General features: G+C 65.3%; 10 protein-coding genes and 1 pseudogene. 7 read left to right on the top strand and 4 right to left on the bottom strand.

Going from position 1 to position 15,211, the window contains the following annotated elements; translation table 11 throughout:
• Positions 1 to 1,926 (bottom strand): TonB-dependent receptor, encoded by a 1,926-nt coding sequence (locus Q8M88_RS00145; protein ID WP_305593865.1) that lies wholly within the window; start codon positions 1,924 to 1,926, stop codon positions 1 to 3.
• A 118-nt stretch (positions 1,927 to 2,044) separates the two neighbouring features.
• Positions 2,045 to 3,487: an alginate export family protein gene (locus Q8M88_RS00140; protein ID WP_305593863.1), complete on the bottom strand. Its 1,443-nt coding sequence runs from the start codon at positions 3,485 to 3,487 to the stop codon at positions 2,045 to 2,047.
• A 203-nt stretch (positions 3,488 to 3,690) separates the two neighbouring features.
• Here Q8M88_RS00140 and Q8M88_RS00135 point away from each other — a divergent pair, with 203 nt between their 5' ends.
• From Q8M88_RS00135 to Q8M88_RS00125, 3 genes are all read left to right on the top strand, one after another.
• Positions 3,691 to 4,716, top strand: coding sequence for a 2-oxoadipate dioxygenase/decarboxylase family protein (locus tag Q8M88_RS00135; protein WP_305593861.1), 1,026 nt, complete (start codon positions 3,691 to 3,693; stop codon positions 4,714 to 4,716).
• 187 nt (positions 4,717 to 4,903) lie between these two features.
• Complete coding sequence (locus Q8M88_RS00130; RefSeq protein ID WP_305593859.1) at positions 4,904 to 6,340, top strand: FAD-dependent oxidoreductase; 1,437 nt, start codon at positions 4,904 to 4,906, stop codon at positions 6,338 to 6,340.
• A 174-nt stretch (positions 6,341 to 6,514) separates the two neighbouring features.
• A complete protein-coding gene (locus Q8M88_RS00125; protein WP_305593857.1) occupies positions 6,515 to 7,315 on the top strand; it encodes an enoyl-CoA hydratase/isomerase family protein in 801 nt (266 codons plus the stop codon).
• 15 nt (positions 7,316 to 7,330) lie between these two features.
• Here the strand turns inward: Q8M88_RS00125 and Q8M88_RS00120 are convergent, their stop codons facing one another.
• The gene (locus tag Q8M88_RS00120; protein ID WP_305593855.1) at positions 7,331 to 8,275 is read right to left on the bottom strand and encodes a LysR substrate-binding domain-containing protein; all 945 of its coding nucleotides are present in this window, start codon (positions 8,273 to 8,275) and stop codon (positions 7,331 to 7,333) included.
• A gap of 479 nt (positions 8,276 to 8,754) precedes the next feature.
• Here Q8M88_RS00120 and Q8M88_RS00115 point away from each other — a divergent pair, with 479 nt between their 5' ends.
• The 4 genes from Q8M88_RS00115 (at position 8,755) to Q8M88_RS00100 (ending at position 12,979) form a co-directional block, all read left to right on the top strand.
• Positions 8,755 to 9,123, top strand: coding sequence for a hypothetical protein (locus Q8M88_RS00115; protein ID WP_305593853.1), 369 nt, complete (start codon positions 8,755 to 8,757; stop codon positions 9,121 to 9,123).
• Positions 9,124 to 9,290: 167 nt separating this feature from the next.
• Complete coding sequence (locus Q8M88_RS00110) at positions 9,291 to 10,217, top strand: metallophosphoesterase (protein ID WP_305593851.1); 927 nt, start codon at positions 9,291 to 9,293, stop codon at positions 10,215 to 10,217.
• A 1-nt stretch (position 10,218) separates the two neighbouring features.
• Positions 10,219 to 12,174, top strand: coding sequence for a helix-turn-helix domain-containing protein (locus Q8M88_RS00105; protein WP_305593849.1), 1,956 nt, complete (start codon positions 10,219 to 10,221; stop codon positions 12,172 to 12,174).
• 4 nt (positions 12,175 to 12,178) lie between these two features.
• Positions 12,179 to 12,979, top strand: a complete 801-nt coding sequence (locus Q8M88_RS00100; RefSeq protein ID WP_305593847.1) for an AAA family ATPase — start codon at positions 12,179 to 12,181, stop codon at positions 12,977 to 12,979.
• A gap of 1,829 nt (positions 12,980 to 14,808) precedes the next feature.
• Here Q8M88_RS00100 and Q8M88_RS00095 read toward each other — a convergent pair.
• Positions 14,809 to 15,071 (bottom strand): annotated as a pseudogene (locus tag Q8M88_RS00095) (transposase); the annotation flags it as partial.
• Between the last annotated feature and the right edge of the window lie 140 nt (positions 15,072 to 15,211).

Below are 15,211 nucleotides of genomic sequence, written 5' to 3'. Positions count from 1 at the left end.
CTAGAAGTCTGTCGCTAGGCTCATCATATAGGCGCGCCCCGGCGCCAGATAGAACGCGCCGGACGGATAGACGCGCCAGGCGAAATCGTCGAACACGTTGAGCGCCTGGGCTCTGAAGGTCGAGGGATTGCCCCTGATCTTGAAGCGGTAGCGGAAACCCAGGTCGAGGGTGGCGAAAGCCTCGGCGTCGAGTTGCTTGCCGCCCAGTTGGGCGAAGGCGCGCGCCGTCGCCGCACGCTCGCCGGTGTAGGCGAAGGCCGCATCGACCGACAGCCCCTCGATCCACGCCGTGCGGTAGTCGAGGTTGAAGCGGACGTTGGTCTCGGCCTGGCTCACCGGTTTGGGTCCGATGAGGCCCGCGGCGACGCCTTCGCCGGTGACCTCGGGCTTTTGCAGGACCGCGCCGGCCACCACGTTCAGACGGTCGGTCAGCTTGCCGGCCAGCGAGATCTCGTAGCCCTTGTGGATTTCCTGCCCGAGCGACCGGTAGACCCTCGTCGGGTCGACGTTGAAGTACGGCTTCTGCACATTGAAGTAGCCGACCACCAGGCGCAGCTGCGGGGTGATCGCATAGCGGAAGCCGAAGTCGTACTGCTCGGTGTGGATGGCCGGCGGCGCCTCCTGGGCGTTGGACGCGTTCTCGGGCGCCAGCGGCACCTCCTCGAGTCCTTGCGTGAAGCTCGCGTAGGCGGCCAGCCGCTTGGTCAGGGTGAAGGCCACCGACCCGTTGTAGAACAGAGGCTTGTCGACCGTGACGGTCGGCGCACCGGTGGGCGGGGTGACGGTCTTCTCGTAGTCGATCTGCTGGACGCCGAGGGTCGCTTCGCCAAGGCCGCGCCAGGCGAACTGGTACTGGGCGCCGACCGTCCATTGCCGGACCTCGTCCTGCGATGACCGGCCGTAGTTCCACACCGGCTGCGGCAGGTCGACACGCTGGCCGATCACCAGCGGCGCGATGATCGCGTTCGCCGTGCCGCCGAAGTTGCGCTCCGAACTGCGCGCCCTCGCCATGAGATGCAGGGTCTGACGGGCCCGATCGCCGACGTAGACGCCGCTCAGCCGCACCTCACCCGAGACGCCTGGGCCTTGCACGGGTAATTCGTTGGTGACGAGGTGCTGTCCGGCGACGCCGTTCTGATCGGTGTTCAGGTAGAGGTCGGCGATCTGTCCCTTGTTGGGAATGTTCTGGTGGAACACGCCCGTGTCCAGCCGCCAGTGCTCGTCAAACTGTCTGTGCGCCCGCAGGCCGTAAGCGCGGTTCCAGGCGTTGGATACCGCCCATCGCTGGCCGAAGTAGGTGGGCTTGACGTCCGGCGGCAGGAACGGCCCGGAGGTGAACACCAGCGGATTGAACCGGTCGTGCTGGATCGCCGCATAGCCATAGAACAGCATGATCTCCGTGCCGTCCGCAGGCCGCCAACGGGCGACAAGACCCGCCGCACGGGTGTTGAGCTGATCGCTCGGGACCAGCACGTCATTGCGATACATCAGCCCGCCGGCGATCCCGAACTTGCCCTCGACGATCGGCAGCTGGCCGTCGAGCTCGATGTCGTAACTGGTGTTGGGCCCTCCTTGCAGCACGCTGGAGAACGACGCGCGCTCCGGCAGCGGCCTCAAGGCGTAGTCGACGATGCCCGTTGGCGCCGGGAACGGATAGCTCTGGGCGGTCAGGCCGACCCGGATGGTGGTGTTGGCCAGCACGCGCGTGACCATGCCGCGGGTGTCGAAGAACATCCCCTCGATGCGCGCGTTGCCGGCCGCCAGTGGGCTGAAGCCGCGGGTGTCGCGGTCGCTGTAGAGGCCGATGCGGTCGTTGCCGACCTGCACGCCGAAGGCGTCGTCGGCCGATCGCGTGGCGTTCTCCTGGGCGCGCTGCTGGGCCTGCGCCTGCGATCCCGCGCCGGCGGCGGCGATCGCCAGTGCCAATGTAAGTGCCCGCATCCCGTCCCGTCCCCCGCCCGACTCTTATTGGTCGGACCTATCATGAACGGAGACTGAGACACCAACCCGCGTGTTTGCACAACTGTGCGCGGCGCCGAATTGATCAGAAGCGGTACTGAAGTATCGCGGCGGTGTAATCGATGTCCTTGCCGCCGGGCCCCTGCCGAATGTAGCGGCCGGCCTCGACGTGCGTCAGGAACAGCGACAACTTCAGATGACGGGTGACGTCGTATTCGGCCGCGAGCTCGGTCTGGGATCCGATGTCGCGGCTTTGGGCGGGTGAGCCAGGCCGCAGCGGCGCATAGCCGCCGGCGTAGATCCCTTCCGCGTCCTGCTGGCGACGCACCCAGTAGCGCCGCGCGGTCAGGCGCAGGTTCGAGCGCGGCTGGAGATTCGCCACCGCCTGGACGCCCTCGATGTTGGTCAGGCCGAACGGCGCAAGCTGGCCCCAGGGGTGGCGCGCCACGAACGGGCGAAAGGAATTGAGCTCGCCATCGCCGATCGCCTTGTCGCCGCTGTTGGCGGTGAACGCCCAGCCCAGCCGTGGCTTCCATGGCCGATCGCGGAAGGTGTAGCCGGCCTCCCAGTCCGCCGACCATGCTTCGATGCGGTTCCCGCGGAACGTCCCGAACTGGTAATTGGCCTCGGCGTCGCTGTCCCAGCCGTCGCGGTTGATGAACACCCGTCCGCCGAGCGTACGCCGCCGCTCCTGCCCCACGCCGCCGTCGTAGTAGGTGGCGCGCTGGGCGTCATAGCCGAGCAGGTAAAGCTCGACGCCCAGGTCGCGCGGAGTCGGCTGAGCGCGCTGGGCCTGCACGCCCCACCAATACGGCTGGCCCTTCGAGCGATCGTCGAAAGCGTCAGGCGTGGTCAGCACCTGATGGAAGACGAAGGCGTCCAGGCGGCCGGCCTTGTTCCTGAGGATCAGGCGCGCGCCGTCCAGCGGCTGGCGGACATTGAGCACGCCGTCGCGGGTCGACAGGATCCGGCCGACCCCCAGCCGCAATTCCTGACGTCCAAGCCGCAGCACGCCGCCGGGAACCGCGGTCTCCACGAAGGCCTGGTTCACGTCGAGGTCGTTGCGGTCGATGGTCCGGCGCGGCCCACCCTTGCGATTGGTGACGCCCTCGCTCTGCAACTGGGTGAAGATGCGCAGGTTGTCGTTGATCCGCAGGTTGGCGTGCACCAGGGCGCGGTTCTGGAAGTACCGGTTCTCGGCGAGGCCCACCCCGAAGTTCTCGTTGCGAAAGCCCTCATAATAGGCGCGCAGGTCGGCGCCGATCGACAGCGACGCGCCATTCCCCAGGGGGATGTATTCAAACCGATCCCACGCGTCCGGCGTGCGCGCGCCGCGCTTCAGCCAGCGCCAGTCCTCATCCTCGCGATGATAGCGGAGGGTCCGCAGCGCCGCCTCGGCCTGAGGCGAGAGCCCGGCGCCCGCAGGCGGAGCGGTCTGCGCCGCGACGGGTCCTGCGACGACCACGGCGGCCACGAACCACGCCAGCCCGACGCTCCGCAGTACGGCAAGCGTCATAGATCCACGCATTCCGCCCCTCCCTGACCTGCTTGACTATGACGAGGTCCAGTTCTTGCGGCCGCCGGCGCGCCACTTCAGATCGAGGGCGATCGCCAATCAACGGCCTGATTTCGGCTTTTCGTCTATCGATCATTAAGCGCGGACGCCGCCGAGCGCTTTTGCCATGGGCCGCAAAAGCCCTAGTCTGCGGCCGGTACGCAGGGAGTGAGATCATGCAAGAGGTGCGCGACACCGTTCTTCGGCGCCTGCTGCGATCGGTGGATCCGGCGCCGGAGGTCTCCGCGCTGGTGGATCAGATCCAGCTCGACCCGGCTTTCGCCGAGGCGAACGACACCGACGTTTCGCGCGCCGTGCTCGCCCAGGCGCTGAACATCCTGTTGCTGAAAGACCTGCTCGATCGCGTGCCGACGGCCCGGCTCTACATGCAGGACCTGAGCGCGGCTGGCCGCCAGCTCGTGTTCGACCACGGGGCGCTGCGCACGGTGGAACTGGCGGGCATGGGATCGCTGCCGTCGGGCGAAGCCGCCCTCACTCGGATCCTGCTGCCGCTCGGCTATTTCTGCAACGAGGTCTATCCCCTGGACCGCCTGGGCATGACCGGCCGCTCCTACGCCCACGCCGATTTCCCCGAGACCGTGCCGCAATTCTTCCTCAGCGAACTGCACGTCGAGCGCTTCTCGCCGGCGTTCCAGGCCGCGACGGCGCGGATCACCCAGGGTTCGGTCGATCCGCTGGACGACGCGGACCGCGCCCGCCTTGAAGCGTTGTCGAAGGCCGGACGGCTGTCGTTCGCGGACGCCTGCGCCCTGCTGCCAAAGATGGTCGCCTGCTTCGCCCGCCAGCACCCTGCGCCGGCGCGCGCCGACTACGAGGTCGTGCTGGCCGAGTCGGCCGAGATGGCCTGGATCGCCACAGAGGGAAACGCTTTCAACCACGCCACCGACCGGGTGTCCTCCGTGGAGGCGCTGGCGGGCGCCCAACGCGACATGGGCCGGCCCATGAAGGAGACCATCGAGGTCTCGGCCACCGGCCGGATTCGCCAGACCGCCTATCGCGCCGACCCGATCGTGCGCGTGTTCGTCGACGCCGCCGGACGCCATGTCGAACAGCCGACACCGGGCTCGTTCTTCGAGTTCATCCAGCGCGAGCGCGTCCCGGGCAGCGGGAAACTCGACCTCAGCTTCGACAGCGGCAACGCCCAGGGCATCTTCAAGATGACCAGCGCCGCGGCGTCTTAAGACCGCGAGCGACGGCCAGCAGCGCTCCGCGCCGGACTTGAGTTTTCCTCAATCAGGTGCTTGCGGTTATTATCTTTTCAGGCCGCCGAGGCCGGATGCTAACGTCCACGGCATCGGGCGCGGAACGCCTCTCCGCGCGCGTCCGGGCGGCCCGCCGCCCGACGAGCCCCAGGGACCGGAGACGACCATGAGCCAGGCTGACGCTTTGCCCACTAAGACCGACGTGCTTGTGCTGGGCGCCGGGATGGCGGGCCTCTGTGCAGCGATCACCGCGGCGGAGGCCGGCGCGGACGTCCTGCTGCTGGAAAAGGCCGATCAGCCCGGCGGCAGCTCGTCCTACGCCGGTGGGGCGTTCACCTTCGTCGGCACCGACCTGCAGGAGGCCGCCGGCATGACCGGCGACAGCCTGGAGGCTCTGCGCAACGACTTCCTGGAAAGCGGCCAGCACAAGAACGATCCCGCCCTGGTCAACGTCTATGTCGAGGACCAGCTCGCCACCTATGAGTTCATGCGCGACCACGGCGTCAAGTTCAGCCTGGGCGACCTAGGCATCCGCAGCTTCACCCGCGCCCATCTCACCGGGACCGGCCGGGCGGTCACGGCGATGTTCGAAGCCGCGCTGAAGACCCCGAGGCTACGCTACGCCGCGAAGGCCGCGGCGACGCGCCTGCACCGCAACGCCGCCGGGCGGGTCAATCGCGTGACGGTGACCCACGGCGGTAAGTCGCTGGATATCGAGGTCTCGCGCGGCGTGATCCTGGCCACCGGCGGTTTCTCGCGCAGCCGCAAGCTGCTGCAGACCTACGCGCCGGAACTGGCCGACGCGGTCAAACACGGCGGCATCGCGAACACCGGCGACGGCTTGGTGATGGCGACCGCGCTAGGCGCGGGGCACGCCGACCTGGGCTATGTCAGCGGCTCCTACGGCGGGGCCTTGCGCAACTATCCCGAGCCGGCCGGGGACGACGACTACCCACCCTTGATCTTCGCCTTCGCGGCCGGAGCGATCATGGTCAACAAGAACGGCGAGCGGTTCGTCAACGAGGCTCAGAGCTACAAGGTGCTGAGCGGCATCGGCATGAAGCAGCCCGACGGCCTGGGCTTTCAGATCTTCGACCAGAAGGTGATGGACGGCTCCGGCGCCGACACCAGCGTCAACAACTTCAAGGACGCGCTGGCCAACGGCTACATCCGCACAGCCTCGACCATCGCGGATCTCGCACGCGCGATGAACCTGGATCCCGCCAAGGTCGAGGCCAGCGTCGACCAGTACAACAAGGATGCGCGGGAGAGCGGCGTCGACAGCCAATTCGGCCGCAAGGTGAACCAGAACGCCAAGGGCGAGCTGATGACCGTGGACGTTGCGCCCTACTACATCGCCGCCACCGGCAACGCGATCACCTCGACCTACGGCGGCGTGACGGTGAACCCGGACATGGTGGTGACCGATCAGTTCGGGGACCCGATCGAGGGGCTGTATGCGGTTGGCGAGACGGCCGGCGGTTTCTACGGCGCCCTGTACCTCAGCGGTTCGGCGCTCTCGCGCTCGGCGATCACCGGCCGCCGCGCCGGCCAGCGCGCCGCGGCGAGCGTGGTCCGCGCCACATCGTTGGCCAGCGCCTGAAGCCCGAGGGCGACCAGCCCGACATCGAGGAGCATTGCATGTCCACCACCGAGCTTCTCTCCGACCTACGCTTGATCGACGCCTTGCCGCGCACCCAAACGGCAAGGTCGTGAAGCGCGACCTGCAAAACGCCTATCAACCCGCGCCGACGACCGCGTGAACGAAAGGACTGCCATGAGCGACCAGGTCACCCTGCATATCGCCGATCGCGTCGGCTGGATCACCATCGATCGTCCCGAGAAGAAGAACGCCTTCACCCAGGAGATGATGAAGGGTCTGCTCGAGATCCTGGGACGGCTGGAGCATGAGAAAGCCGCCGAGGTCGTGGTGGTCCGCGCCGCCGGCGGCGACTTCTGTTCCGGCGCCGACGTCGGCGCCCTGTCTCAGAACGGCCAGTCCACGCCGCAGGACCGCGCCGCGGGCTTCGAACGCGCCCTCGACACCACCATCCAGCCGTTGCTGCGGGCGTGGCTAAACCTGCCGCAGCCGGTGATCGCCAGTGCGCGCGGCTATGTCATCGGCCTGGGCATGCAGTTCGTGCTGGCCGCCGACCTGGTGGTCGCCTCGCGGACGTCGAAGTTCCTGCTGAACAACGTGAAGTTGGGACACGTGACCGACCACGGGGAATCCTGGCTGCTGCCGCGCCGGATCGGCCCCTCGAAGGCGTTGGAGATGTGCCTGGTCGGCGATGTGCTGAGCGCCGCCGACGCAGAACGCTTCGGCATCGCAAACTGGCTGACCGACGACGCGGATCTGGAGACCAAGACTGGAGAGATCGTCGCGAAGTTGCTGCGCGGCGCACCCTTCGCCCTGCGACAGGCCAAGGCTCTGCTGCGGGATTCCGCAGTCAATGACTTCGAGCAGCAGATGCAGGCCGAACGGAGTCGTGTGGCGGCGTGTGCGGCCAGCGACGACTTCGCAGAAGCGATGCAGGCTCTGCAGGCGCGCCGTGCGCCGCAGCCGGTGAGCGCCTGAGCGTCGCGGCGACCGCTATTCGAAGGCGGCCGACATCACCTCGAAGTCGGCCATCAGCGCACGGGCGACGGCGTTGCTGGTCGCGACTTCCTGCACCAGCCATTCGCGGAAGGCGATCAGTGCGGGCGCGTTGGCGCGCGCCTTTGGATAGACGACGTGGAAGGTGAAGGAATCAGTCGCCAGCTTGAACGGCGCCACCAGCCGTCCTGAGGCCAGGTCGTCGACCAGGAAGAAGGGGTGGCCCAGCGCCACACCGCCGCCGGCCCGCGCCGCCTGGTAGGTCAGGCTGAGGTTGTCGAAGCGCAGGCCGTTGCGCATGTCGAGCGGCGGGATATCCGCACCTCTGCACCAGGCGCGCCACATCTCCAGTTCCCGGTCCGCGTAGAGCAGGGTGTGGCGGCTGAGGTCCAGAGGCGTCTTCAGCGGAACCTCGCGCTCCAGCAGCAGGGGGGAGCACACCGGGAAGAAGGAAGACCGAAATAGCGCGTCCTCCTGCAGGTCCGGCCGCCGAAAGGACCCGGCGATGATGCTGAGGTCGACTTCCTCGTTGTCGAAATCCACCCGCTCGACGGTGACCGTGAGCCGCAGATCGACCTCCGGATGGCGCTGACGGAACCGATCGAGACGCGAGGCCAGCCATTCGGTCGTCAGCGTCGTGTAGAGGCTGACGAACAGCACGCCCGTCGAGCCAGGTCCGGCGAGGTCGTTGCTGGCGCGGTCAAGGCCGTCGAAGGCGCGCACCACCTCCTCGAAATAGGTCTGGCCCTTCGCGGTCAGCGACACGCCGCGGCCATGCCGCAGCAGCAGCCGGACGCCGAAGTGCGCCTCGAGCATGCCGATATGACGGCTCACCGCGCCGGGCGTGACGCCAAGTTCCTCCGCCGCGCCCGTGACGCTGCCGCGCCGCCCAGCGGTCTCGAACGCCCGCAAGGCGTTAAGGGAAGGCAGTCGGTATCGCACGCCCGGCTCAGCTTTGAGTTATTCTCAAGCACTAGCAAGGTCGCACGGTCAGTGGAACGGTTCTTACAAAATGGCGCAGACTGGCACATAGATTCTGTCAACAGCCCCGCGGAACCTGGAACGAAACCAACGAACTTCGCGGGCGTGGTTTCTCCTTGGCTTGGGCACGTAGTTTCCCAATCGTGATGACACGCGCACTATTGAATCTACAGGACATTCTTCCGCGAGGTTCCTCAATCACGGGACGATAGGGAAACCGATTGGGAAACCTCTTGCTCCCTCCAGCCGCCGACTGCAGGACCCCCGGGCCGCTGCAAATTACGGCTTGCCCGTGCAGTGATTATAAGAAATCAATAGCTCACGGCCCTCGGGACGCAGCGTGATCACGCGACCCGTCGCCTCTCCTCAAATTACATCGTCTCAGTTCGGGGCGAACACGGACGGGTCGCGCGATGACACGCGCACCCTTGGAGGTATCCATGGTCAATGCACGACAACAGCCGCTGACGGACCTCACGGGCTGCGCCTGCGAGGAGGCGGCGGCCCAATACACCCAGTTCGATAGTTATGGTGGCGGCGGCTGTGATGAGACGGATGGCCGCTACGCAGACGTGGGGCTCCTTCGCTGTCGGACGTGCCGCCGGCTGTGGCTGCGTTACTTCGTCGAGTATGAAGCCTTCACCCAATCAGGCCGCTGGGCGCGCGGCCTCATCTCTGAAGCCGCCGCCGCGACGATCACCCCTGAAACGGCGCTCGCTCACCTCGATGGCTTGGAGTGGTACCTTTATGGAGGTTCCTATTACGGGAGCTCCGGTCGGCGCAGGGGCGCGATGCACTGGGGGCTGTAGGTAAGCCTTGAGCGCAAGATTCTCCCTTGCCCCCGCATACGTTATAAGAAATCAATAGCTCAACGCCTCCGGTTCGCCGCGCCAATGCCGCGGCCCCAATGAGGCTCTTCTCGCACAACAATGAGATCGACGACCCATGCTCTGGGTCGAGGAAGGCTGGCTGCGCTATGAGCCAAGACATCATCGGCGACATCCACGGTCACGGCGACCGATTGGAGGCGCTTCTACAAACCCTCGGCTATCGCCGTCGGAACGGCGCCTGGCGCCATCCGACGCGCACCGCTGTCTTCGTCGGCGACCTGATTGACCGCGGGCCAGGTCAGCTTCGAACCTTGGAGCTGGTCCGCGCGATGATCGATGCCGGCTCCGCTCGAGCCGTCATGGGCAACCACGAGCTCAATGCGATCGCCTGGGCAACGCCGCACGCAGACATCGAGGGAGATCACCTTCGGACGCGCGTGGGACCTAAAGGCGAGAAGAATCGCCATCAACACGCGGCCTTCCTGAGCGAGGTCGGCGCAGACACTCCAGAACATCGGGCGTGGGTCGACTGGTTCTATCAGCTGCCGCTGTGGATCGAGGAGTCGAGCTTTCGCGTCGTGCACGCGTGCTGGAGCCCCGGCCACGCCGCAGTCCTTAAGACGCGTCTTGGCGATCAGGGGCGCTTGACGCCAGGCGACATCGACGCCGCCAGCCGGCCAGGCTCGGACATCTATGATGCGGTCGACGCGCTGCTGAAGGGCGTCGAGGTCGAGTTGCCAGGCGGCGCGACGTTCACAGACAAGGACGGGCACGTCCGCAGCGCGATCCGCACGCGCTGGTGGGATCCGCAGTTAGGGAGCCTTCGTGAGGCCTATATCGGCCCTTCCGGCGTGACGCTTCCGGACGGCGACGTTCCTCCAGACAGCCGCATCGCGGAACCAGACCGCCCGACCTTCATCGGACACTATTGGTTTGATCCCGAGGGACCCCGGGCTCCCGCATCGCGCCGGGTCGCGTGTGTGGACTACAGCGTGGCCAAGGGCGGGCCGCTAGTCGCCTATCGGTTTGACGGCGCTCCTGAGCTGTCGGCCTCTAACTTTGTCGCCGTCTGAAATGCAGAGCTTCAGCGCATCAGGGCCGTGGATCTCGACGGACGCCTTCGCCCAGCTTGCTGGCATCAGCGTACAGGCCGCCAGGAAGGCGCTGAGGCTGGGCTCGCAAGGCAAGCCTTGGCGGGGTGCTGCGATCCGCGTCCGTCGTCTCCGCGCACGCGGAGGCCTCGCCTATCAGGTCAGCGTAGCCAGTTTGCCTGACGAACTTCGCCCGGCAGATAAGGCAGTTCGCAATGCCCGGCAGCTGCCGGCTCTGCGATCGACTGTCGAGCAGGACCACGTCGCGCTGCGCCGCTGGGACACCATCTCAACCGCGTTCGCTCACCCCTGCCAATCACCAGATCGAGCCGTTGCAATCGCCGAGGCTGCACGGGCTATCGGGTGCAGCAAACGCACGCTGTATCGGTGGCTTAGCCAGTATGAACAACACGGCTTTCGCGGCCTCTCGCGAGCTCGCCCATCGAATGCCGGCTTAGCGCGTGTGCTGGTGTCTCGGGTCTTCGACCGCGCCTTCCGCGGCCGCGGCTACAGCAATCGGATTCACCGAGATATTGCGGCCGAACTCGAGTTGGCGCTGAAGGGCCTATGGGCATCTCGCGCGGAACAAGCCGGCAGTCGCGAGGTCCGAAGGCTCGCCGAGTTCTTGCTGCTCGAGATCTGCGAGCGGCGAGGCGTGCAGCTGCCGGCCGACGCGCTTCGCCTCAGCCGGCGCTACGTCGAGCGCTTTTCACTCTACCGCGTGGTGAACACTCGTCGGAATGACCGGAAGGCCTTCGACGACGCCAAGCCGCGTATCCGCAGGGACTGGACAGATTTGGCGCCGATGGAACGCATCGTCGCCGACGTGAAGCACCTGGACGTCATCGTCACACGTGTGGACGGCTCACCAGCATGGCCGAAGATCGTCGCCTTCATGGACGCCGGCACGGGCCGGGTGTTCGTCCACCTCGTGCTCCTCGAGCGCGGAGAGGGCGTTCGCCAGGAACATGTGATCGAAGGCTTCTTGGCGATGGTCACCTCGCCCAACTGGGGCTTCCCCCAAGGGCTCTATCTGGACAATGGCTCGGAGTTCGGGGCGCTCGCAAAGATCGACGGCGCGCTGCAGCAGCTGAATGAGCCGGGGATGCGGACGCTGATTTATGCGCGTCCGTACAATGCCTCGGCCAAGCCCATCGAAAGCCTGTTCGCACGTCTCGATCGCTACGTGTTCTCCCTGCTCCCTGGCTATGCCGGGTCAAACCGGATGGCCAAGAAGACCCAGACCATAGGCAAGCCGCCAAAGCCGTTTCCAGGCAGTTGGGATGAGTTCTGCCGAACCGCGCAGGATCTGATCACCGCTCACAACCAGCGCCCTGTGGGCGGGCAATGGGCTGACCGATCGCCCGATGGGTGGCTGCAGTCGAAAGTCGCGACTGGCTGGCGGAGCGCAACTGTCGATCCGCTCGCGCTCGATGCGGCGTTCTCAGATCGCGACAGCCGCCGCTCTGATCGCGGCGTTCTGAAGATCGGCGGCCAGCGCTTCACGCATGAGAAGCTCGCCGCCCTACCCTCGCGAACCACTGTCGATCTTGCCTTGCCTTGGCGACGCGACGCCGCCCCGCTGGCGAAGCTCGGCGAGCAATGGGTGTACCTGCAGCGCGAGCAGCTCTTTCCAGCGCGTTGGATCGAGGGGGCGCAGGTCTCAAGCCGACGCCAGAGCGAGCAATCGAAATACGTCTCGGAGCTAGCGCGAGGGGCGCCGAAGCTCGATCCTGTCGCAGCGAAAATCCGTTGGTCGAAGCGCCAAGCCCAGGAACAATCAGCCTTCATTGGTACGAGACTCGATCTCGGGAGCGACGTCGAGGTGCGTGGCAAGGCGATGGCGGAAGAGCTTCAATCACCGCGTCTAGAACCGGCGGCAGCGGATCGCGTACGTGCACGCGAAATGGAAATCACCCAGCGGCTGGAACGGAAGTAACGTGATGCTGACTGATGCCTACGTCGCAACCTCGATCGCCCGCCGGCTGATCGCACGGATCCAGGCGACCCACGAGCGGCGGCGTATTTCAGTGTTTTCTGGTCCCCCTGGGATCGGCAAAACCACCGCCATTGATGTCGCCTGTTCCCGCCGGCCAGACGAGATGGTGGTGGTGAAGATCGCGCGGCAGAACGCCAAGGAAGTCTTGGTCCTGCAGCACCTGCTTGAGGGGCTCCGCCGCCTGGGCGGCTCGTCGCTCAAGCATGCTCCGACTTCGCTTTGGGAGCTGCGTCAGAAGATTTATTCGACCATGTGTCACTGGGCCGGCGTTGATGCGGACGCGGTGCGCCAGGGTGAGCACGAGCCGGGCAAACTCGGCAGGCTGACAGTGATCTTCGATGAAGCACAGAACCTGTCTCGAGAATCAATCGACGCACTCCGCTACTGGAACGACACCGATCGCTGCTATGCTCCGTTCCCGCTTGGGCTCGTGTTTGTCGGGAATAGCGAGTTCTCACTGGCCGGTGGACGCAACAGCGTCATATCCGCAGCCGTCGCGGACCGGGCCCTATACGTGCAGACGCTCGCCTATAATGAGCTCACCGATGAGGACCTGCGGCTCTTCATCAGCGCTCGGGTGGATGCAGAGCCTGATGCTGTGGCCATGATCATTCGCAGCTTCAGCGGTCCACGGACTGTGCGCAGCCTGCGGCGCGTGGCGGACCTTCTTGAGGAGCTGGCCGACACTGCGGACGGGAGAAGCATAAACCAGGGGATTGTGCGGGGAGTTTTGAAAATCGCCTGATGCTCGTGCTTGTGACCGCCGACGTCCCCGATGCGCCATGTGTGGACGGCGCCCCCTTGGCAAGGTGTTTCGGACGTCTCGCCTTTGCTGGTCGGTGCGGCCATGTGTTCGACCTGTTGGTGCGGTTCGCGTGACCGCTGGCCACAATGCCTTCCGCGAGGATCGGTCCCAACCAAAAGCACACGCTCGAGGCGCTCTGGCGCAAGTGGGTTTTCCTGTCCTTCGGTTTCGACAGGCTGGATGCGTTAGTCCTCAATCGCCCTTCCCAGGCGTTTCGCTCGTCGTCGTGACAAGTCGGCCGCGTGCAGGATCACCTCGCGGGCGCCAAGCAGCTTCACCTTCGCCGCGAGCTCCTCAAGCTGCTTAGCTTGGACGACGTAGTGTTCCGCAGTCTGCATAGAGCACCACCTTTCGGGCGCCTCGTCCCACTGAAATTTAGGCCACTAGGTCAAAAAAGTTCCTCAGAAGCGCGCAAACGAGCGTCACGCATCACAGGGAGCCCTCGCTCGGCGGCTGCCCCGATCGCATTGGCTCAGGCTTGAGTGACGCGCTAACCCCTGTGGCGCAAAGCAGACTTCAATTCACGGTCACCGCGTTTGCCGAGCGATCCTCGACACGAACCATCGACCGTTCACCTCGACAGCCCCCACGGCCCGACATCGTTCTCGCTTTGGATCAATATGCGTCTCGCGGCCCCTTTGCAGGCTGCATCTTGCGCTTCTCCGCCTCAATCAGAGCTAACAACTGAGCGCGGCGTCCGTTGTCAGTCGCTGTTGAGGCAAGGCGCTGAAGCCGCTCAATGGTCGCTTGGACTGCGGCTGTACATGGGAGCCCCTACGCTTTGCGCGTCCTGTAGCGGATGACGCCGGATGGTACGAGTTCTCCGCTGCGGAGGCATCTGCGCTCGGTGCACGATTTGGCCCCGGCGCGAACTATGCGACGTCGCAGACCGAAGGCATCCGAGTGTGCCGATTTGGTCTCTACGCCAGAACTACTGGGAGAGTTCAGTGTTCACCGATGACGACGCAGCCTTTGAACACGCGAAGGCGGCCCTCGCCGCTGACAAACTTGAGCCGGTCAGGCGGTATGTCGACACAATGCGCCGCCTTCGCTCAGTGGCGCGTGACGCCAGCATCGACGCCGGTCGCCGTGCAGAAGCCCTTGGACTGGCTGCTGGCCTGAGCTGCCGCATCCTAGCCAGTCTGAAGTTGAGCGATCTAGCAGCTTGAAGGCTCGGTCCATCCGGGCACATGAAAACCCCCGGCGTCGGGGCGCCGGGGGCTGACTGGAGAAGGTCCTCCCAGAGACGCGGACCTATCTTGCAAATCGTTTATCGCTGGCAATTGTTCCGTCACATCTCGCCATCGGAGGGTGCGGACAGCGTCTCGTGCCAGTGCATGTCGGGCGCTCGGCCTTGGAACTCGATAAAACCCGTGCAGCCAACTCGGCGACACCGTTGCTTTCGGTTCCACAAGCTCGTGGCTGGGCCGCTGACCTTCGCGATCATCTTCAGGTTCACACGCATTACCAAGCCACAGGCCTGACATTTGGATAGCACGTCCCAACCCTGGGCGGCCATGTCAGCAACCGTCTCGCACTTGCGTCGTCGCATCTGGATGGGGATGCGGTCTGAATTGCGAGAGCCCATACCGACGACGTGAACAATTAGAGAACACGTGAGTCAACGCGGATCAACGCGGTGCGGCTCCGGAGGTGTGCACGAAAGCGTTTAGGCAGTCGCTCGCAGCTCGAACCGCTCCGGCCGCACCGCCGCAATGACGTCGGCAGCATCCGTCGAAGGATCTAGCCACATTCCCCACTCCGCCGGCCTGCGCCTCACGCTCCAGCCGGCGGCTGGACTGCACCTGGTTGATGTAGCCGTAGACATAAATCTTGAGCAGCACGCCCGGATGATAGCCCGGACGGCCGGTCGCTTCAGGGATCACGCCCTCAAACCCCAGCCCGCCAAATCCAGCTCATCGACAAACACGTCGATCACCCGGACCGGGTTGTCCTCGGCCACGTAGTCTTCGAGATATTCGGGAAGCAGGACACCCTGCCGGCGGTCTTCACTCTCAACGAAGCGCTTCATCTAAGAGGCTGTTTGGAAAAGGCGTGAGCGGTGATTCCGCTTCATCGTGGTCTGTGATTCAAGCTCGGGATGTGGACCGAGCAGAGCCGTGGCCGGATGGCCAAGATCGCGAAGAAGACCAAGCGATATCCATCTGATCT

The sequence above is a fragment of the Phenylobacterium sp. genome, from assembly GCF_030693805.1.
Taxonomy (GTDB): domain Bacteria; phylum Pseudomonadota; class Alphaproteobacteria; order Caulobacterales; family Caulobacteraceae; genus Phenylobacterium.
This window is presented reverse-complemented; position numbering and strand designations above follow the sequence as displayed.